The organism is Streptomyces silaceus, assembly GCF_001419745.1.
Classification (GTDB): Bacteria; Actinomycetota; Actinomycetes; order Streptomycetales; family Streptomycetaceae; genus Streptomyces; species Streptomyces silaceus.
Map to the genome: position 1 here is coordinate 1 of NZ_LIRJ01000190.1, position 19,904 is coordinate 19,904.

General features: G+C 69.0%; 16 protein-coding genes and 1 pseudogene. 7 read left to right on the forward strand and 10 right to left on the reverse strand.

Annotated elements, in window-relative coordinates; translation table 11 throughout:
• A pseudogene (locus AOK22_RS18690) lies at positions 1-705 on the reverse strand (murein biosynthesis integral membrane protein MurJ); the annotation flags it as partial.
• 46 nt (positions 706-751) lie between these two features.
• On the reverse strand, positions 752-3,097 hold the full coding sequence (locus AOK22_RS18695) for a DUF6049 family protein (RefSeq protein WP_055699813.1): 2,346 nt from the start codon (positions 3,095-3,097) through the stop codon (positions 752-754).
• Positions 3,098-3,296: 199 nt separating this feature from the next.
• On the opposite strand from AOK22_RS18695, the gene AOK22_RS18700 reads away from it, so the two are divergent.
• Positions 3,297-4,739, forward strand: a complete 1,443-nt coding sequence (locus AOK22_RS18700) for a CCA tRNA nucleotidyltransferase (protein ID WP_055699814.1) — start codon at positions 3,297-3,299, stop codon at positions 4,737-4,739.
• A gap of 123 nt (positions 4,740-4,862) precedes the next feature.
• Here the strand turns inward: AOK22_RS18700 and AOK22_RS18705 are convergent, their stop codons facing one another.
• From AOK22_RS18705 to AOK22_RS18720, 4 genes are all read right to left on the reverse strand, one after another.
• Positions 4,863-5,381: an LppU/SCO3897 family protein gene (locus AOK22_RS18705; RefSeq protein WP_055699815.1), complete on the reverse strand. Its 519-nt coding sequence runs from the start codon at positions 5,379-5,381 to the stop codon at positions 4,863-4,865.
• 114 nt (positions 5,382-5,495) lie between these two features.
• Positions 5,496-6,752 carry an MFS transporter gene (locus AOK22_RS18710; RefSeq protein WP_055699816.1) on the reverse strand — a complete coding sequence of 419 codons (1,257 nt, stop codon included), beginning with the start codon at positions 6,750-6,752 and terminating at the stop codon, positions 5,496-5,498.
• Positions 6,753-6,828: 76 nt separating this feature from the next.
• Positions 6,829-7,911: an inositol-3-phosphate synthase gene (locus AOK22_RS18715; RefSeq protein ID WP_055699817.1), complete on the reverse strand. Its 1,083-nt coding sequence runs from the start codon at positions 7,909-7,911 to the stop codon at positions 6,829-6,831.
• A 59-nt stretch (positions 7,912-7,970) separates the two neighbouring features.
• Positions 7,971-8,657: a PadR family transcriptional regulator gene (locus AOK22_RS18720; RefSeq protein WP_055699818.1), complete on the reverse strand. Its 687-nt coding sequence runs from the start codon at positions 8,655-8,657 to the stop codon at positions 7,971-7,973.
• Positions 8,658-9,030: 373 nt separating this feature from the next.
• Between AOK22_RS18720 and AOK22_RS18725 the strand changes: the two genes are divergently transcribed.
• A complete protein-coding gene (locus AOK22_RS18725; RefSeq protein WP_079036662.1) occupies positions 9,031-11,799 on the forward strand; it encodes a transglycosylase domain-containing protein in 2,769 nt (922 codons plus the stop codon).
• Between the two features lie 126 nt (positions 11,800-11,925).
• Entirely contained in the window at positions 11,926-13,494 is a 1,569-nt protein-coding gene (locus AOK22_RS18730; RefSeq protein ID WP_055699860.1) for a glycosyltransferase family 87 protein, read from the forward strand.
• Positions 13,495-13,613: 119 nt separating this feature from the next.
• Here the strand turns inward: AOK22_RS18730 and AOK22_RS18735 are convergent, their stop codons facing one another.
• The 3 genes from AOK22_RS18735 to AOK22_RS18745 form a co-directional block, all read right to left on the reverse strand.
• Positions 13,614-14,645 (reverse strand): alanine racemase, encoded by a 1,032-nt coding sequence (locus AOK22_RS18735; RefSeq protein ID WP_055699819.1) that lies wholly within the window; start codon positions 14,643-14,645, stop codon positions 13,614-13,616.
• 66 nt (positions 14,646-14,711) lie between these two features.
• Complete coding sequence (locus AOK22_RS18740) at positions 14,712-15,833, reverse strand: lipid II:glycine glycyltransferase FemX (protein WP_055699820.1); 1,122 nt, start codon at positions 15,831-15,833, stop codon at positions 14,712-14,714.
• 161 nt (positions 15,834-15,994) lie between these two features.
• Entirely contained in the window at positions 15,995-16,309 is a 315-nt protein-coding gene (locus AOK22_RS18745) for a hypothetical protein (RefSeq protein ID WP_055699821.1), read from the reverse strand.
• Between the two features lie 266 nt (positions 16,310-16,575).
• Here AOK22_RS18745 and rpsF point away from each other — a divergent pair, with 266 nt between their 5' ends.
• From rpsF to rplI, 4 genes are all read left to right on the forward strand, one after another.
• Positions 16,576-16,866, forward strand: coding sequence for a 30S ribosomal protein S6 (gene rpsF / locus AOK22_RS18750; RefSeq protein WP_016644628.1), 291 nt, complete (start codon positions 16,576-16,578; stop codon positions 16,864-16,866).
• A gap of 78 nt (positions 16,867-16,944) precedes the next feature.
• Entirely contained in the window at positions 16,945-17,541 is a 597-nt protein-coding gene (locus tag AOK22_RS18755; protein WP_055699822.1) for a single-stranded DNA-binding protein, read from the forward strand.
• A gap of 75 nt (positions 17,542-17,616) precedes the next feature.
• The gene (gene rpsR, locus AOK22_RS18760) at positions 17,617-17,853 is read left to right on the forward strand and encodes a 30S ribosomal protein S18 (RefSeq protein ID WP_003949403.1); all 237 of its coding nucleotides are present in this window, start codon (positions 17,617-17,619) and stop codon (positions 17,851-17,853) included.
• 18 nt (positions 17,854-17,871) lie between these two features.
• Positions 17,872-18,318: a 50S ribosomal protein L9 gene (gene rplI, locus AOK22_RS18765; RefSeq protein ID WP_055699823.1), complete on the forward strand. Its 447-nt coding sequence runs from the start codon at positions 17,872-17,874 to the stop codon at positions 18,316-18,318.
• A gap of 149 nt (positions 18,319-18,467) precedes the next feature.
• Here the strand turns inward: rplI and AOK22_RS18770 are convergent, their stop codons facing one another.
• Entirely contained in the window at positions 18,468-19,805 is a 1,338-nt protein-coding gene (locus AOK22_RS18770; protein WP_055699824.1) for an MATE family efflux transporter, read from the reverse strand.
• Positions 19,806-19,904 lie beyond the last annotated feature (99 nt).

A 19,904-nucleotide genomic window follows, 5' to 3' on the forward strand; every position in this document is an offset into this window, starting at 1 on the left:
GGCCGGGGCCGCCGCGGGGGCGGGCACGACCGGCTGCTCGGCCTGCGGGTAGCCGCCGTCGACAGGCTGCTGCTGATAGCCGCCGGGCTGCTGGTAGCCGTTGCCCTGGGGATAGGCGTTGCCCTGCGGGTAGCCGCCGTTCTGGGGCTGGCCGCCCTGCTGGTAGGCGTCGTCCTGGGGATAGCCGCTCTGCTGGTAGCCGCCCTGGTAGTCCTGCTGCCGGCTGCGGTAGCCGCCGGGCTGCTGGTCGCGGTAGAGGTGAGCGAAGGCGTCCGGCTCGTGGTGCTCCTCGCCGGCCTGGGTGACCAGGTCGTCGACGCCCACGAACTGCGTCGTGCGGGCGTCGTCGCCGTACGGGAGGTGCCGGGTCGGGCCCTCCGGCTCGGGGGCCGGGGTCTGGGCCCACACGCGGGGGTCCGGGGCGTGCTGCGAGGTCGGCGGCTGTCCGTAGAGCGGCTGCTGCTGATACGTGCCGGGGGGCGGCGGCGGGTGCGCCGCGCGGTCGTAGAGCGCCTCCGTCACCGGGTCCTGGGCCGAGAGGTCCTGTCCCCGGTAGGGGTCCTGGTCGTAGGCGTCCTGGAGATACATGTCCGGCGCGGGCTGCGGCGGCACCTGCCCGTGCTCGGGGGAGCCGGGCGGCGGGCCCCCGGGCGAGGCGGAACCGCCCGCGCCCTGGCCACGGTCACCGTCGTACGGCGCGTTCATGGTTACCCCACCTCATCGTCCCCGGGCCCACCGGCCACGACATCGCTCAACGGTCCACTCTCTCACCCGTGTCCGACGGGTCGGTGCTTTCCGCAGCGGTGTCCGGTGTCGGGTCACTCGGCTGCTCGGGGTCGCCTGCCCCCGGGCCATCACCGGAATCACCCTCGGAGCCCGTGTCGGGGCCTTCCTGGGCCCGTTTGCGGGCCGCGCGCTTGCGCTGGGTGTACATCCGGAATCCGGCGAGCACGAGCAGCAGGAGGCCGCCCGCGATGACGAGCATCACCGTGAGGGTGAACTCGGTGACGTTGACCTCGAAGGGCACGGCCGCGCCGTAGGGCTCGTTGTCCTCCGTGTAGAGCTGGGCGTAGACCGGGACCGGGCCGTTGGCGTTGGCCGTGGTCGTGAACTTCACCGACTGGGAGTGGCCGCCCGAGATCTTGATCGGCTTCTCCTCGCACTGCCCGTCGCCGATCTTGAGGCGGGTGGGGTTGCGCGAGCAGAGCCGCAGGACCAGGTGGTCGACGCCCTGCACCAGGTTGTTCTGCACCGACACCGGGATGGTCGCGCTGCGCCCGGAGAGCTTCGCGCCGGATCGCGGGATCAGGGCCACCTGCTCGGTGAGCTCGTTCAGGTAGTCCCACACGCTGCTCTGGTAGGCCCGCGCCTCCGCCGGGTGACCGCGCCAGGACGTCGACATCTCGCGGTCTATGGCCCTCCCGAAGGGGGTGACCACGCGGTCCTTCTCGGTGAGGATCACCTGGAAGCGCTGGAGCCGGTTCTGGGTGTTCTGGATCTTCTCGAAGGCCTTCTGCGGCAGCTCCTGCTTGCGCAGCGAGGAGGGGTACGCCGAGGCCGACGGGACCCGGGTGGTGGCCTGCGGGTCCGGCTTCGCCTTCGCCGCGGCCGACAGGTCCTCGGGCTGCGACCACTGGCCGTCGGCGAGACCGGTGAGTGCCTTCGCCATGGCCTGGGCCTGGCTCACCGAGGGCATGCGCTGCGGGGCGACGACGATGCTGCGCTGCTTGTCGGGGTCCTGGAGGTTGACCATCAGGCTCTGGGCGAGGAACTCCTGCACGGCGAGCGTGGAGTTCTCGGCCTCCGTCATGTCGCCCTCGAAGGCCGTCGAGAGGCGCGTGTCGGCCACCACGGCGGTCGTGCCGCCGCCGATGGGCCGGGCCGCGGTCGGCGCGTACTGGAGGCCGTTCGTCTCGCGCATGCTGTCGCCGCGGGCGATCACGGTGTGGGCGCCCGCGGAGGTCGCCACGTCGACGATCGACGGGTCGACGGCTCCGTCGGCGGGCCACGCGAAGTCGGTGCTCGGCTTCACGTGGAGGATCGTCTCCACGGCCTTGGCGCCGACCTCGGTGGCCTCCTTGAGGTGGCCGAGGGAGCCGCTGACGGCCTTGCCGTTGTGCGCCAGCGACGCGAGGTCGGGGTCGGCGAAGGGCAGGGCGACGACCTTCTTGCCCTTGACGGCGCTCTCCAGGTCGTTGAGCCACTGGTTGGCGACCGCCTGGTGCCTGCCGGCCCGGGTGGTGCTCCCGTCCTCGTTCTGGATCCGGTAGTTCTTCGTCATCGCCTCGACGGAGGCGAGCAGGTCGGGGTCGATGACCCAGGTGACGTCGAGCTTGCTGCCGAGGGACAGGAGCTGTTCCAGGCGCCCGCCCGAGGCGAGCTCGTCGGCCAGGTCGTCGTTCTTGAAGACGGGCGTCTGCTGCTCGTCGGACCCGGTCTTCGCCGTGAGGTGCGTGGCGGAGATGAGCGGCCACAGATAGGTCGTCTTCGTCTTGGCGTCCGGGGCGTCCGTCTGCCACGGCAGGAAGGTGCGCTCGGCGCCGAGGACCTGCGGGTAGGGCTGGGCGCTGCTCTGGCCGGTGAGGGCGACGCCCAGCTGGTAGACGCCGTCGGCGCCGAGGTCCAGCGCCTTGACCGGTACGGAGATGCTGAAGTCCTGGCGCACACCGGGGACCAGCTTCGCGAACTTGTCGACGTACTTCCCGTCGACCTCCGTGCCTTCGGAACCCGGCTGGAAACCGGTGCGCTTGGCGGCGGCGTCGATCTCGCTGCGGCTGTTGAGGACCGGCCCGACGCGCAGGCCGACCTTGGCGCCCGTCACCGTCTGCTTGCTGTTGTTGGTGACCGTGCCGGAGACGACGAGCGTGTCGTCCTCACCCGGAGTGGTGGGCGTGACCTTGTCCAGCGAGACGTCGACGGAGCGGGAACCAGTGGCGTCGGCCTGCGCGCTCGGCGCGGCGGCCTGCGCCCCGGGGGCTGCCGGCACCTGCAGGAGCCCGGCCAGCAAAGGGGTGCTCACCAGCAGCGCTGCCGTGCGCCGCAGCCACCGGCGGACAGGTGAGGGACTGGTCCCCGGGAAGTCTGCCGCCTCGGCCACGCGTTCGCCCGTCCCTCGTCGTCGTCAGTGGTCGTCGGTTGTGCGTCCACGCATGGTAACGATGTGCGCTGTGGCGAAGTGCCGCGGACTGCTCCACATGATCGGAAGACCTGGCCGGAACTGTGGGGGCGGGCCCCCTGTGCGGCCCGGCGGTTATCGGGTCGGTCCCGGGGGCCGGGGCCACGTACCCTTTTCTGTTGTGCCGAACGCCAATGAAGACAATCCCAGCGCACTGAGCCAGGTGCAGAGCCGCGCGGTCAGCGAACTGCTGCGTGTGTCCCCTGTCGCGGACGACCTCGCCCGCCGTTTCCAGGAGGCGGGGTTCTCCCTCGCCCTGGTCGGTGGCTCGGTCAGGGACGCCCTGCTGGGGCGGCTCGGCAACGACCTGGACTTCACGACCGACGCCCGCCCCGAGGACGTACTGAAGATCGTCCGTCCCTGGGCCGACGCGGTGTGGGAGGTCGGGATCGCCTTCGGCACGATCGGCAGCCAGAAGGACGGCTATCAGATCGAGGTCACGACGTACCGCTCCGAGGCGTACGACAGGACCTCGCGCAAGCCCGAGGTGTCCTACGGCGACTCGATCGAGCAAGACCTCGTGCGCCGTGACTTCACCGTCAACGCGATGGCCGTGGCACTCCCCGAGAAGGATTTCATTGACCCGCACGGCGGGCTGGAGGACCTCGCGGAGCGCGTCCTGCGCACCCCCGGCACCCCCGAGGAGTCCTTCTCCGACGACCCGCTGCGGATGATGCGGGCCGCGCGCTTCGCCGCGCAGTTGGACTTCGAGGTGGCCCCCGACGTCGTCGCCGCGATGAAGGCGATGTCCGAGCGCATCGAGATCGTCTCCGCGGAGCGCGTGCGGGACGAGCTGAACAAGTTGCTCCTGTCCGCACACCCGCGCAAGGGACTCGCGCTGCTCGTCGATACGGGGCTCGCCGACCGCGTCCTGCCGGAGCTGCCGGCGCTGCGCCTGGAGCGTGACGAGCACCACCGGCACAAGGACGTCTACGACCACTCGCTGATCGTCCTGGAGCAGGCGATGGCGCTGGAGACGGACGGCCCCGACCTCACGCTGCGGCTCGCGGCGCTGCTGCACGACATCGGCAAGCCGAAGACGCGGCGCTTCGAGGGCGACGGCCGGGTCTCCTTCCACCACCACGAGGTGGTGGGCGCCAAGATGACCAAGAAGCGCATGACGGCGCTCAAGTACTCCAACGAGCTCGTGAAGGACGTCTCGCGCCTCGTCGAGCTCCACCTCCGCTTCCACGGCTACGGCACGGGTGAGTGGACCGATTCGGCCGTCCGTCGCTACGTGCGCGACGCGGGCCCGCTCCTGGAGCGCCTGCACAAGCTGACCCGCTCCGACTGCACGACGCGCAACAAGCGCAAGGCGAACGCCCTGTCGCGCGCGTACGACGGCCTGGAGGAGCGCATTGCCCGCCTCCAGGAGCAGGAGGAGCTGGACGCGATCCGCCCCGACCTCGACGGCAACGACATCATGGAGGTCCTGGGCGTGAGCCCCGGCCCGGTGATCGGCAAGGCCTACAAGTTCCTGCTGGAGCTGCGGCTGGAGAACGGCCCGATGGAGCGGGACGCGGCGGTGGCGGCGCTCAAGGAGTGGTGGGCCGAACAGAACTGAGGCCCAGAGAGTCGTGTTTCACGTGAAACACACCGCACTGCCGGGACAGAGTGCGACATAGCTGGATATGCCGAGGGGCGTTGTTTCACGTGAAACCGTGAAACAACGCCCCTCGTTCGTCTGCTACTTCTTCTTCAGGCAGAGCACGACGTCGTGGCCCTTGCCCTGCTGGAAGTAGGCGACGTCGGAGGTCTTCACGGCCTGGCACCTGTCGGCGTCGCTGGTGTTGTCGAACTTCTCGACGACCTCGAACTCGGCGTCGCCCGAGGAGCAGTCGACGTCCTCCAGGTCCGGCCTGAGGTCCGTGCCCTTGTTGTGCATGCAGCTGCCGACCGTGGTGGATTCGGCGTCGCTCTTGCCGAGATACCACTTGCCGACGCCGATGAGGATCGCGACCAGGATGAAGCCGCCTATGCGCAGGAGCAGCTTCCGGCCACCTCGCCGGGGAGCGGCCGGCGGGGGAACAGGCGCGCCCTGGTTGAAGGCCGGGTACGGCTGTTGCTGCATGCCCGGCTGGCCCTGCTGCGGATACGGGGCCGTCGGGGCTTGCTGGCCGTACGGAGCGCCGCCCTGGGGCTGGCCATAGGGGTTCTGGCCCTGGGGCGGGTACGGAGTCTGGCCCTGAGGCGGCGGAGTGGTCACTTTGGGGGTCCCCCTCGAACGAGAGCGCGATGGCGCGAATAAGACGCCCGTAAGTTATCCGCCAGGACTGACAACTCTGAAGCCCAGAGGGACTCTGTATCGCTGATGTGACACTTACTGCGCGCCAAAACGTGCCATAGCCCCAGCAATCGCCGCGTACAAGAGCGCCACCCCCACGACCAGCGGGACCGATTTTCCGTCAGGGGGCAGGACCAGCGCGGCCACCGCTGCCGCCCCCACGAAAGCGACGTTGAAGAGCACGTCGTAGACGGAGAAGATGCGGCCGCGGAAGCCGTCGTCCACCGAGGACTGGACCACCGTGTCGGTGGCGATCTTCGCGCCCTGGGTCGTGAAGCCGAGGACGAAGGCGGCGATGAGCAGGGGGACGGGCTCGAAGGGGAGGCCGAGGGCCGGCTCCAGGACCGCCGCCGTCGCCGCACAGGCGACGATCCAGCCGCCCGCCCCCAGCCGCGCCACCGCCGAGGGCGTCACCACGGCCGCCACGAAGAACCCGGCACCCGAGATCCCCACGGCAAGACCGAGCAGCGCGAGCCCGTCGGCCTCGGTCGACGACCACGCGTACCGGCACAGCATCAGAACCATGACCGTGAGGGCGCCGTAGCAGAAGCGCATCACCGTCATCGCGGCCAGCGCACGGGCCGCGGAGGGGCGCTCGGCCAGGTGCCGCACCCCGGCCCGCAGCCCCCGTGCCGTCCCGGCCAGCGCGGCAGAGAGCCGCGGCTGCACCAACTCCGGATCCGGGCCCAGCAGTTCCCGGGCCATGCGGAGCGAGGCGAGTGCCGCGCACAGATACAGGGCGGCACCGAGGAGGACCACCGCCTCGTCCGAGTCCGACACCACCAGGCGGACGACGAAGGCGAGGCCGCCGCCCATGGTCGCGGCGAGCGTCCCGGCGGTCGGGGAGAGCGAGTTGGCGATGACCAGCCGGTCGGCGTCGACGACCCGCGGCAAGGCGGCCGAGAGGCCGGCCAGGACGAAGCGGTTGACGGCCGTGACGCAGAGCGCGGAGGCGTAGAAGAGCCAGTCGGGCACGTCGCCGAAGATCAGTACCGCGGTCAGCGTCGCCAGCGCGGCCCGCAGGAGGTTGCCGTACAGAAAGACCTGGCGGCGCTGCCAGCGGTCCAGCAGGACGCCGGCGAAGGGCCCGATCAGGGAGTACGGAAGCAGCAGCACGGCCATCGCGGAGGCGATCGCTCCGGGCGAGGCCTGCTTCTCCGGGGAGAAGACGACGTACGTGGCGAGCGCGACCTGGTAGACGCCGTCCGCGCCCTGGGAGATCAGCCGTACGGCGAGCAGTCGTCGGAAGTCGCGCAGCCGCAGCAGTATCCGGAGATCACCGACGACAGCCATGGGCCAAGCCTCACATACGCCGAGGGTCCCCGGGCGCATGCCCGGGGACCCTCGACAGTGACAAGGAGAGAGCTGTTTAGCGCTCGACCTCGCCCTTGATGAACTTCTCGACGTTCGCGAAGGCCTCGTCGTCGAAGTACTGCACCGGCGGGGACTTCATGAAGTACGAGGACGCGGAGAGGATCGGGCCACCGATGCCCCGGTCCTTGGCGATCTTCGCGGCGCGCAGGGCGTCGATGATGACACCGGCGGAGTTCGGGGAGTCCCAGACCTCGAGCTTGTACTCCAGGTTCAGCGGGACGTCACCGAAGGCGCGGCCCTCGAGGCGGACGTACGCCCACTTGCGGTCGTCGAGCCACGCGACGTAGTCCGACGGGCCGATGTGGACGTTCTTCTCGCCCAGCTCGCGGTCCGGGATCTGCGAGGTGACGGCCTGCGTCTTCGAGATCTTCTTGGACTCGAGGCGGTCGCGCTCGAGCATGTTCTTGAAGTCCATGTTGCCGCCGACGTTGAGCTGCATGGTGCGCTCGAGACGGACACCGCGGTCCTCGAACAGCTTCGCCATCACGCGGTGCGTGATGGTCGCGCCGACCTGCGACTTGATGTCGTCGCCGACGATCGGGACACCGGCCTCGGTGAACTTGTCCGCCCACTCCTTGGTGCCGGCGATGAACACCGGGAGGGCGTTCACGAAGGCGACCTTGGCGTCGATGGCGCACTGCGCGTAGAACTTCGCGGCGTCCTCGGAGCCGACGGGCAGGTAGCAGACGAGGACGTCGACCTGCTTGTCCTTGAGGACCTGGACGACGTCGACCGGGGCCTCGGTGGACTCCTCGATGGTCTGGCGGTAGTACTTGCCCAGGCCGTCGTGGGTGTGGCCACGCTGGACCTGAACGCCCTTGTTCGGGACGTCGCAGATCTTGATGGTGTTGTTCTCGCTGGCGCCGATGGCGTCCGAGAGGTCGAGGCCGACCTTCTTCGCGTCGACGTCGAAGGCGGCGACGAACTCGACGTCACCGACGTGGTAGTCGCCGAACTGGACGTGCATCAGGCCCGGGACCTTGGTGTCCGGGTCGGCGTCCTTGTAGTACTCGACGCCCTGGACCAGCGAGGCGGCGCAGTTGCCCACGCCGACGATGGCTACGCGAACCGAACCCATTCCGGTTGCTCCCTGTGTGATCTCGGTATTCCGGATGAAACCCCGCGGAACGCTGGGTCTCACTTGGCGGGGTCGTCGGACGGATCCGGCGGCGGGTCGTTCTCCCGCCGCCGGGGCAGGACCGTCGACTCCCCTGATGTGCTGTTCTGCTGAGCGGAGCTCTCGGGGGCGGACCGTTGCTGGTCGCGTCCCGCTCGCTCGCTCTCGATGAGCTCGTTCAGCCAGCGCACTTCGCGCTCCACGGACTCCATGCCGTGCCGCTGCAGCTCAAGCGTGTAGTCGTCCAGGCGCTCCCGGGTACGGGCCAGGGAGGCGCGCATCTTCTCCAGGCGCTCTTCGAGGCGGCTGCGGCGGCCCTCGAGCACCCGCATGCGTACGTCCCGCGAGGTCTGCCCGAAGAAGGCGAAGCGGGCGGCGAAGTGCTCGTCCTCGTACGCGTCGGGGCCGGTCTGCGAGAGCAGGTCCTCGAAGTGCTCCTTACCTTCCGCCGTCAACCGGTACACGATCTTGGCGCGACGCCCTGCGAGTGGAGCTGCGAGGGCGTCCTCGGAGGTGCTGCCCGACTCCTCGATCAACCAGCCGTTGGCGACCAGCGTCTTGAGGCACGGATAGAGGGTCCCGTAGCTGAAGGCGCGGAACACTCCCAGCGACGTATTGAGTCGTTTCCGCAGCTCATAGCCGTGCATCGGGGACTCGCGGAGCAGACCGAGCACGGCGAATTCCAGGATGCCGGAGCGCCTGCTCATCGTCGCCTCCCGTCTGCCGCGGTCTCTCAGTACGACCTTTATGCCGAGCTGATGTATCGACTCGATACATCGAGACGATAGAACGGTGATCCGGCCGAAACAAGAGGGGGCACGGTGAACGGCGTCACATCACCGATTCGTAGGAAGTAACTTGCCTGATTTGGGGTGAACTTCGGCTCTACGAGGGTTTTGACGGTGCGTAGTCTGTGCGCCATGCATGCCGCCGGGAACCAAGTGACGTCAGGGAGCGTCGTCGTCCCCGGTGTAGTGCGGGTGGGTGCCGGAACGGGCGCATCCGCACTTCGGGGGGACCGGAAACCAGCCGCCGTTTCCAGGCGTGGACAGCTGCGCCTGCCCGAGGAGTAATCGTTCGATGAGCGAGCACCGTCGCAAACCGCCGCAGCCGCAGGGCGGCGGACGCGCCGCGGCCAGGCGCGGCGCCCAAGGAGCGCCGTCGGGCCGCCGCGCGGCACCGCGGGGCGCCACTGGATCGCCCTCTTCCTCATACGGGTCGCACGGAGCGGGGGCCCCCGACGACGGGGATCGTCCCTACGGCGGCCGGGCCGAGGCCCGGCGTGCCGCGCAGCGCAGCGGCTCCGTCGGCACGGGAGGCGGTCGCCGCAGGGCACCCGAGGGTGGCGGCGGCGGACGCTCCGGTGGGGGCGGACGCCGTGGCGGCGGTGGTTCCGGCGGTCCGGGCGGTCCCGGGCGCGGCAGGGGCCGCGGCGCCGAGCCGCCCCGCAAGAAGAGGTTCATCAACTATCCGCGCGCGGACCGGGACGGCGCCAAGCGCTGGATCCCGTCGTGGCGCCTGGTCACGGGCCTCTTCGTCGGATTCCTCGGCAGCCTGATGGCGGTCGCCGGCATCTCGTACGCCCTGGTGGAGGTGCCCGAGGTCGACAAAGCGGCGAAGGCCCAGAACAACGTCTACTACTGGGCCGACGGCAAGCAGATGGTCGCGACCGGCGGTGAGCGCAACCGCCAGATCATCGACTACGACGACATCCCGAAGGAGATGCGCTTCGCCGTGATGTCGGCGGAGAACAAGACCTTCGAGGACGACAAGGGCATCGACCCGATGGGCATCACGCGCGCCCTGGTCAACATGGCCAAGGGCGGGCAGACCCAGGGTGGCTCCACCATCACCCAGCAGTACGTGAAGAACGCGCGCCTGGGCGACCAGTCGCAGACGTTCACCCGTAAGTTCAAAGAGCTCTTCATCTCCATAAAGGTCGGCCGGACGGTCTCCAAGGAAGACATCATGGCCGGGTACCTCAATACCGCTTATTACGGGCGCGGTGCCTACGGCATCCAGGCGGCCGCGCGGGCGTACTTCGACAAGCAGGCCAGCGAGCTCGACCCGAGCGAGTGCGCTCTCCTCGCGACGGTGCTCAAGGGCGCCACGTACTACGACCCCGCCGGTGCCCCCGAGATCGACCCCGCGGCCAACAAGCAGGACAACACCGCACGCGCCAAGAAGCGCTGGGCCTGGATCCTCGACGAGGAGGTCAAGGACGGCCGCCTGACCGCCGCGCAGCGGAACAAGTACACGAAGTTCCCCAAGCTGCAGAACCCGCGGTCGAACACGCAGCTCGCCGGCCAGACCGGTTACCTCGTGGACCTGGCCAAGGCGTACGTCATCAGGAACACGAACATCACCGCCGAGGCGCTCCAGCAGGGCGGCTACGAGATCCACACGACCTTCGACAGGAAGAAGGTCAAGGAGCTCGAATCCGCCGTGAAGAAGGTCCAGAAGGCGAAGATCAAGCCGAAGCTGCGGCCGGAGAAGGACACGCACGTCCAGTTCGGTGGCGCCTCCGTGGACCCGAAGGACGGCGCGATCAAGGCCATCTACGGCGGTGAGGACGCGACCAAGCACTTCACCAACAACGCCGACCAGACCGGTGCCCAGGTCGGTTCGACGTACAAGCCGTTCGTGCTGGCCGCCGCCTTCAAGTACGGCGTGCGCGACCCGGACGGCGCGGAGGTCCAGTCCGAGGCCGAACGCAGCATCGTCAACCCGAAGAGCCTGTACAGCGGCAAGAACAAGCTCAAGATCCAGAAGTACAACGGTGACGTCTGGACCGACCGCGAGGGTCAGCAGTGGAACCAGCGGAACGACGGTGACCGGTCCTACAACCCTCCGACGTACCAGATCGACCTCCGCGAGGCGATGAGGGAGTCCGTCAACTCCGCCTATGTGCAGCTCGGCATGGACGTCGGCCTGGACAAGGTGAAGGAGACGGCCATGGAGGCCGGTCTCAAGGACGACAACTCCATGGCCAGTGCCAACTACCCGTCCTTCTCGCTCGGCACCTCCTCGCCCAGCGCGATCCGGATGGCCGGGGCGTACTCGACCTTCGCGGCCAGCGGCAAGCAGAACGAGCCGTACTCGGTCACCGAGGTCCAGCATGAGGGGAACACGGTCTACCAGCACGAGAAGAAGACCAAGCAGGTCTTCACGGAGCAGGTGGCCGACAACGTCACGGACGTGCTGAGGACCGTCGTGGACAAGGGCACCGGCACCTCGGCGCAGCTGCCGGGGCGGCAGGTGGCGGGCAAGACCGGTACGACCGACGGCAACAAGTCCGCCTGGTTCGTCGGCTACACCCCGCAGCTCTCGACGGCGGTCAGCATGTACCGCCTCGACGACGACGAGACCAACAAGAAGCGCGAGTTCCTGGAGATGTTCGGCACGGGTGGCGAGGAGAAGATCCACGGCGCCTCGTTCCCCGCGCAGATCTGGCAGGACTACATGTCGGAGGCGCTCAAGAACGCGAAGGTGATCAACTTCCCGGTGCCGGAGCCGATCGGCAAGGTCGTCGGCGAGACCCCGCCCCCGCCGCCGTCCCCGACGGAGACCGAGGAGCCGGAGGAGACGCCGTCGGAGTCGCCGTCGGAGTCGGAGTCGTCGAAGCCGCCGTCGGAGAGCCCCGACCCCGGGGAGTCCTGCGATCCGCTCGACTGGGACTGCAACCACGACGGTGGCGGGCAGAACGGCGGCCCCGACGGCGGAGTCGACGGAGGACCCGGCGGCGAGTCGCCACCGGCCACCGAGGATCCGGCCGGTGGCGGCGCGAACAACGGCAATGGCAACGGCAATGGCAACGGAGGCGGCTTCATCGCCGGTCCGGACAGCTGAGCCGGGACCGCCGGGCCGAGCCGGCAGGATGCCGGGGACTCCCCCGCGCATGTTTCACGTGAAACGAGGGCCGCCGCACCGACGGGTGCGGCGGCCCTCTCCGTGTTCTCAGTCGCGTACGGCAGGATGGCGGGCATGCCCAGTGCAGACCGCAGCGCAGACCACAGCGCACAGACGCCGCACACGAGCGTGCACGAGCCTGTGAGCCCGCAGGAGCCGGAGCCGGTACGGCCCACGAAGGAGGACGAGGTCGCCCGGTCCGGCAGCGAACTGATCGGCGGACCCGTCGGCCGAAGAGTGCTCTACGCGGCGACCTGGTGGACTCCCGTCCGCGTCATCGTGCTCGTTGCACTCGGGATGTTCGCGCTCGGCATGGTCCAGAAGATGCCCTGCTACAACGGCGCGTGGTTCTTCGGGGCCAGCTCGCAGTACACGCACGCGTGCTACTCCGACATCCCGCACCTCTACCAGGGGCGTGGCTTCGCCGACGGGCTCGTGCCGTACTTCGACAGGCTGCCCGGCGACATGGAGTACCTCGAATATCCGGTCCTCACCGGGGTGTTCATGGAGGCGGCCTCCTGGGTGACGCCCGGCGGCGGCTCCATCCAGCACCAAGAGAAGATCTACTGGATGGTCAACGCAGGGATACTGATGGCCTGTACGGCGGCCATCGCCGTCTGCGTCGCGCGCACCCATCGGCGCCGTCCCTGGGACGCTCTGCTCGTCGCTCTGGCGCCCGCCTTCGCGCTGACGGCCACGATCAACTGGGACCTGCTCGCCGTCGCTCTCACGGCCGCCGCGATGCTCATGTGGGCCCGCTCGCGGCCTCTGGCCTTCGGCGTGCTTCTCGGGCTGGCGACGGCCGCCAAGCTCTACCCCGCGCTGCTGCTCGGGCCGCTGCTGATCCTGTGCTGGCGCGCCGGCCGATGGCGGGAGTACGGGACCGCTCTGCTCGGCACGGTGACCGCCTGGCTGGTGGTCAACCTTCCGGTGATGCTGCTCGCGAGCGACGGCTGGTCGAAGTTCTACACGTTCAGCCAGGAGCGCGGCGTCGACTTCGGGTCCTTCTGGCTGATCCTCTCCCAGCGCATGGACTCGCCGCTGACCACCGACACGGTCAACACGCTGGCCGCGGCCCTGATGCTGCTCGCCTGCCTGGGCATAGGCGCGCTCGGGCTGACCGCGCCGCGCCGCCCGCGCTTCGCGCAGCTCGCCTTCCTGGTGGTCGCCGCCTTCATCCTCACCAACAAGGTGTACTCGCCGCAGTACGTCCTGTGGCTGATCCCCCTCGCCGCGCTCGCGAGGCCGCGCTGGCGGGACTTCCTGATCTGGCAGGCGTGCGAGGTCGCGTACTTCCTCGGGATCTGGCTGTACCTGGCGTACACGACGAGCGGAGACGCCCACAAGGGGCTGCCGACCGAGGGCTACCAACTGGCCATCGTCGTGCATCTGTTGGGGACGCTGTACCTGTGCGCCGTGGTCGTGCGCGACATCCTGATGCCAGAGCGGGACGTGGTGCGCAGATCCGGCGACGACGACCCCTCAGGGGGCGTTCTGGACGGTGCGGAGGACGTGTTCGTCCTGGGGGTCGCGGGCTACCCGGCACAGGGCGAGGCGCGCTCCAGCGAGGTTCCTTCGGTGAAGTGGGGCTCGGTGCCCGACGGCCGCGCCGAGGCTCCTGGGGTTTCACCCTGAGTGAACAGGAGGCGGCGCCGGTGCGGGCGCGCGGCTCATGAAGAAGGGCCGGTACGACGTGTGTCGTACCGGCCCTTCCGCGTGCTGACGCGGTCAGTGCCCAAAAGGGCTCGGCTACCTCAGCGGTCGACGAGCCGGTCGAACTGCGTGGTGGTGTGCCGCAGGTGGGCCACGAGCTCCTCGCCGACCTTCGGCTCCTGGGCGTCGGAGGGCACGAAGAGGATGGAGACCTGCATGTGCGGCGGCTCGGCGAACCAGCGCTGCTTGCCCGCCCAGACGAACGGCGAGAGGTTGCGGTTGACGGTCGCGAGACCGGCGCGGGCGACCCCCTTGGCGCGCGGCATCATGCCGTGCAGCGCCTTCGGGGCCTCCAGGCCGACGCCGTGCGAGGTGCCGCCGGCGACCACGACCAGCCAGCCGTCGGAGGCGGCCTTCTGCTGGCGGTAGCCGAAGCGGTCGCCCTTCGCGACGGCGGTGACGTCGAGGACGGCGCCGCGGTACTCGGTGGCCTCGTGGTCGCCCAGCCACAGGTTCGTGCCGATGCGCGCGCGGAAGCGCGTCTGCGGGAACTGCTGCTGCAGGCGGGCGAGTTCGGCGGCCTTGAGGTGGCTGACGAACATCGTGTGCAGGGGCAGGCGGGCCGCGCGCAGGCGGTCCATCCAGCCGATGACCTCCTCGACGGCGTCCGAGCCGTCGGTGCGGTCCAGCGGCAGGTGGATCGCGAAGCCTTCGAGGCGCACGTCCTCGATGGCCTGGTGCAGCTGCGGGAGCTCCTGCTCGCTGATGCCGTGGCGCTTCATCGAGGACATGACCTCGATGACGACACGGGCGCCCACCAGGCCGTGCACGCCGTCGAGCGACGACACGGAGCGGATGACGCGGTCGGGCAGCGGCACCGGCTCCTCGCCCCGCCGGAACGGGGTCAGGACCAGCAGGTCGCCGCCGAACCAGTCCTTGATCCGCGCGGCTTCGTAGGTGGTGCCCACGGCGAGGATGTCGGAGCCGAAACGCGTGGCTTCCTCGGCCAGGCGCTCATGACCGAAGCCGTAGCCGTTGCCCTTGCAGACCGGGACGATGCCCGGGAACTGCTCCAGCATGTGCTTCTGGTGTGCCCGCCAGCGCGCGGTGTCGACATAGAGCGTGAGCGCCATGGCTGGATCCCGGAACCTTTCTCGTGTCTGCGGTGTATCAGAGTTATGGAAGGAAATTGTGCGGGATCAGCGGCGCGACATGTAGATGTCGAGCGCCTTGTGCAGCAGCTTGTTGAGCGGGAAGTCCCACTCGCCGATGTACTCGGCGGCCTCGCCACCGGTGCCGACCTTGAACTGGATCAGACCGAAGAGGTGGTCGGTCTCGTCCAGCGAATCGGAGATGCCGCGCAGGTCATAGACGGTGGCCCCCATGGCGTACGCGTCGCGCAGCATGCGCCACTGCATCGCGTTCGAGGGCCTGACCTCGCGCCCGATGTTGTCCGACGCGCCGTAGGAGTACCAGACGTGCCCGCCGACGACCAGCATCGTCGCGGCCGACAGGTTCACGCCGTTGTGCCGGGCGAAGTACAGCCGCATGCGGTTGGGGTCCTCGGAGTTGAGGGCCTGCCACATCTGCTGGAAGTAGCCGAGCGGGCGCGGGCGGAACTTGTCGCGCACGGCCGTGATCTCGTACAGGCGCTGCCACTCGGCGAGGTCCTGGTAACCGCCCTGGACGACCTCGACGCCGGCCTTCTCGGCCTTCTTGATGTTGCGGCGCCACAGCTGGTTGAAGCCCTTCTGGACCTCGTCGAGCGAGCGGTTGGCCAGCGGCACCTGGAAGACGAAGCGGGGCTGCACGTCGCCGAAGCCGGCGCCGCCGTCCTCGCCCTGCTGCCAGCCCATGCGACGCAGCCGGTCGGAGACCTCGAAGGCACGCGGCTCGATGTACGTCGCCTCGGTGTCCCGCAGGCGCTTCACATCGGGGTTCTGGATGCCTGCCTTGATCGCCGGAGCGTCCCAGCGGCGGATCACGACCGGCGGACCCATTTTCACGGAGAAGGCGCCCTGCTGCTTCAGATGCGCGAGCATCGGCTGCAGCCACTCGTCCAGGTTCGGGGCATACCAGTTGATGACCGGACCCTCGGGGAGGTACGCGAGATACCGCTTCAGCTTGGGCAGCTGCCGGTAGAGCACCAGGCCCACACCGACCAGCTCGCCGGTCCTGTCGTCGAACCAGCCCAGGTTCTCCGAGCGCCATTCGCTCTTCACGTCAGCCCATGCCGGGACCTGGCAATGACTCGCCGACGGCAGGGTCTGGATATATGCCAGATGCTGCTCGCGACTGATGGTCCTCAGGGTCAGACTCATTCGGGGCGCTCCTCGGGCTGGTGTGTCCCCATGGGTACAGGGGCTCCGGCTCTCGCGCCGAAGCCTACTGCGCCCTGCGAGCGACCCGTCTGGGCGTATGGGGCCAGGGCCCCCGGCCGACCGCGCGGCCGGGGTGCCGTGAGGCCGTCAGCCCCGGTGACTCAGCCGACGACTCCGCCGAAGAGCCCGCCGTGTGCCATGCCGAGGAAGAAGCCGACCGCGGAGGCGCCGAGCCCCAGGATCAGCCCGAAGCGCTCGCGGGTCGTCACGGAGATGAACTGGCCGTATGCCCCTGTGACGATGCCGACGAGGCCCGTCCACGAGCTGATCAGATGGAGGTTGTGGAACATCGCCGTCACGAAGGCGATCGCACCGAGCACCAGGGTCACGCCGACCAGCGTGTCCTGGAGCGGATGAGGTTTGCCGTCCGTGGCGAAGAGAGAAGTGGCGGTGTTCGGTCGCATTGCCTGTGCCATGTGAGGCACCTCCTACGGAAGGCGGCGGATCGTAGCGCCATACACACCCGATGTGTACAGATTCTGCCCGCCCGCCGTCGGATTTCAACCGGAAGCCTCGGTGCGGGTACTCTGTACCGTCTGCACCGGTGTCTGCCCAGGCCACAGCAAGAGCCCCCGCTCGCGGGAGCCGATTGTCAGTGGCGGCCGATACCGTTGCGTACGCATCACGACCCTCCTGCCACGGAACGACCGTGGCCGCTGAGTCCAAAGGAGGTGGGTTCCACATGCGTCACTACGAGGTGATGGTCATCCTCGACCCCGATCTCGAGGAGCGCGCTGTCTCCCCGCTGATCGAGAACTTCCTCTCCGTCGTCCGTGAGGGCAACGGAAAGGTCGAGAAGGTCGACACCTGGGGCCGTCGTCGTCTCTCGTACGAGATCAAGAAGAAGCCCGAGGGCATCTACTCGGTCATCGACCTGCAGGCCGAGCCTGCGGTCGTCAAGGAGCTCGACCGCCAGATGAACCTGAACGAGTCGGTCCTCCGGACCAAGGTCCTCCGTCCCGAGATGCACTGAGCTCTCTAGCTCAGCAGCACCCGGGAATCGAGTAGCAGCAACAAGCAGCCAGCAGCAAACCCGCCGAGAGGTTCCCCCATGGCAGGCGAGACCGTCATCACGGTCGTCGGCAATCTTGTCGACGACCCCGAGCTGCGCTTCACCCCCTCCGGTGCGGCGGTCGCGAAGTTCCGTGTCGCGTCCACCCCCCGCACCTTCGACCGTCAGACGAACGAGTGGAAGGACGGCGAGAGCCTGTTCCTGACCTGCTCGGTCTGGCGTCAGGCGGCGGAGAACGTCGCGGAGTCGCTCCAGCGAGGCATGCGCGTCATCGTGCAGGGCCGGCTGAAGCAGCGGTCCTACGAGGACCGTGAGGGCATCAAGCGCACGGTCTACGAGCTGGACGTCGAGGAAGTCGGCGCCAGCCTGAAGAACGCCACGGCCAAGGTCACCAAGACCACCGGTCGCGGTGGCCAGGGCGGTTACGGCGGCGGCGGTGGCGGCGGCCAGCAGGGCGGCGGCTGGGGCGGTGGCTCCGGCGGCGGTCAGCAGCAGGGTGGCGGCGGTGCTCCCGCCGACGACCCCTGGGCGACCGGTGCGCCCGCCGGCGGCGGCCAGCAGGGCGGCGGCGGTGGCGGCTGGGGCGGAAGCTCCGGCGGCTCCGGTGGCGGCTACTCGGACGAGCCCCCCTTCTAAGCCCTCAGGGCTTTGTGGCCCGCGGGCCAGGGGTGGGGCCGTACCCACACTTCTTGATCACACAGGAGAAACACCATGGCGAAGCCGCCTGTGCGCAAGCCTAAGAAGAAGGTCTGCGCGTTCTGCAAGGACAAGGTCACGTACGTGGACTACAAGGACACGAACATGCTGCGGAAGTTCATTTCCGACCGCGGCAAGATCCGTGCCCGCCGCGTGACCGGCAACTGCACCCAGCACCAGCGTGACGTCGCCACGGCCGTGAAGAACAGCCGTGAGATGGCGCTGCTGCCCTACACGTCCACCGCGCGATAAGGGAAGGGTGACCGACTAATGAAGATCATCCTCACCCACGAGGTCTCCGGCCTCGGCGCCGCCGGCGAGGTCGTAGACGTCAAGGACGGCTACGCCCGCAACTACCTGATCCCGCGGAACTTCGCGATCCGCTGGACCAAGGGTGGCGAGAAGGACGTCGAGCAGATCCGTCGTGCTCGCAAGATCCACGAGATCGCGACGATCGAGCAGGCCAACGAGATCAAGGCCCAGCTCGAGGCCGTCAAGGTCCGCCTGGCCGTCCGCTCCGGCGACGCCGGTCGTCTCTTCGGTTCCGTCACCCCGGCCGACGTCGCTTCGGCGATCGAGGCTGCCGGTGGCCCGAAGATCGACAAGCGCCGCGTCGAGCTGGGTGCGCCGATCAAGACCCTGGGCGCCCACGCGACGTCCGTGCGTCTGCACCCCGAGGTTGCCGCCAAGGTCAACGTCGAGGTTGTCTCCGCCTAAGCACTGCGCTTGGCAGGACTGAGTGAAGGGGCCGCACCCACGGGGTGCGGCCCCTTCCTCGTGGAAACTTCCGCGGTCTCTGCCGCGGGTCCGTTGCAGCTGCTGCTTCGACAGCCGTTTCACGCTGTTTCACGTGAAACAGCGGACGGTCAACGCGTGGCGCCCGTGACGATCCAGCGGCCGGAGCGGGAGCGCAGCCACAGGGTCACCATCCGGACCGCCATCATCAGCGTCATCGCTCCCCACACGGCCGTCAGGCCTCCGCCGAGGCTCGGCACGAGCAGGGCGACCGGGGTGAAGATCGCCAGGGTGACGAGCATGGCCCAGGCGAGGTACGGCCCGTCGCCCGCGCCCATCAGGACGCCGTCGAGGACGAAGACGACGCCGCAGACCGGCTGGGCGAGTGCCACCACCACGAGGGCGGGCAGCGCCGCGTCCTGCACGGTGGCATCACTCGTGAAGAGCGGGATGAACAGCGGCCGGGCGAGGACGACCAGGAGACCGAGGACGACGCCCGAGGCGATGCCCCACTGCACCATCCGTCGGCAGACGGCGCGTGCGCCGTCGGGATCGTCGGCGCCCAGATAGCGTCCGATGATCGCCTGCCCGGCGATGGCGATGGCGTCCAGGGCGAAGGCCAGCAGGCTCCACAGGGACAGGATGATCTGGTGGGCGGCCACGTCGGCGTCGCCGAGGCGGGCGGCGACGGCGGTCGCGATCATCAGGATGGCCCGCAGCGAGAGCGTGCGGACCAGCAGGGGCACTCCCGCCTGGGCGGAGGCCCGGATCCCGGCGGCATCGGGACGCAGCGAGGCACCGTGGCGTCGGGCACCGCGTACGACGACGAAGAGGTACACGGCGGCCATGCCGCACTGGGCGATGACGGTGCCCCAGGCGGAGCCGGCGATGCCGAGGTCCGCGCCGTAGACCAGGCCGACGTTGAGGACGCCGTTGGCGACGAAGCCGCCGATCGCGACGTACAGCGGGGTCCTGGTGTCCTGGAGGCCGCGCAGTACGCCGGTGGCGGCGAGCACCACGAGCATGGCGGGGATGCCGAGGGAGGAGATCCGCAGATACGTGACGGCGTAGGGGGCCGCGGTGTCCGAGGCGCCGAAGAGCTCCACGAGCGCGGGCGCGGTGGGCAGGACGACGGCGATGACAGCGGCGCCGAGCAGCAGGGCGAGCCAGATGCCGTCCATGCCCTGGCGGATGGCGGCCTGGAGATCGTCGGCGCCCACCCGCCGGGCGACGGCCGCCGTGGTGGCGTAGGCGAGGAAGACGAAGACGCTCACCGCGGTGGTGAGGAGGGCCGAGGCGACGCCGAGGCCGGCCAGTTGGGCGGTGCCGAGGTGGCCGACGATGGCGCTGTCGGCCATGACGAAGAGGGGCTCGGCGACGAGTGCGCCGAAAGCGGGGACGGCGAGCGCGATGATCTCTCGGTCGTGTCTTCGTCGGGCGGCCTTGGGCGCCGCGGGAGCCTGTGTCATGGGCACCAATCTAATCTTCCACAGGTAAGAGATGCAATGTTCTTTGGACCCTTACCGGAGCTCTCGTCGGACGCTCCGCGGCGCGCCGTTTGCGCCGAT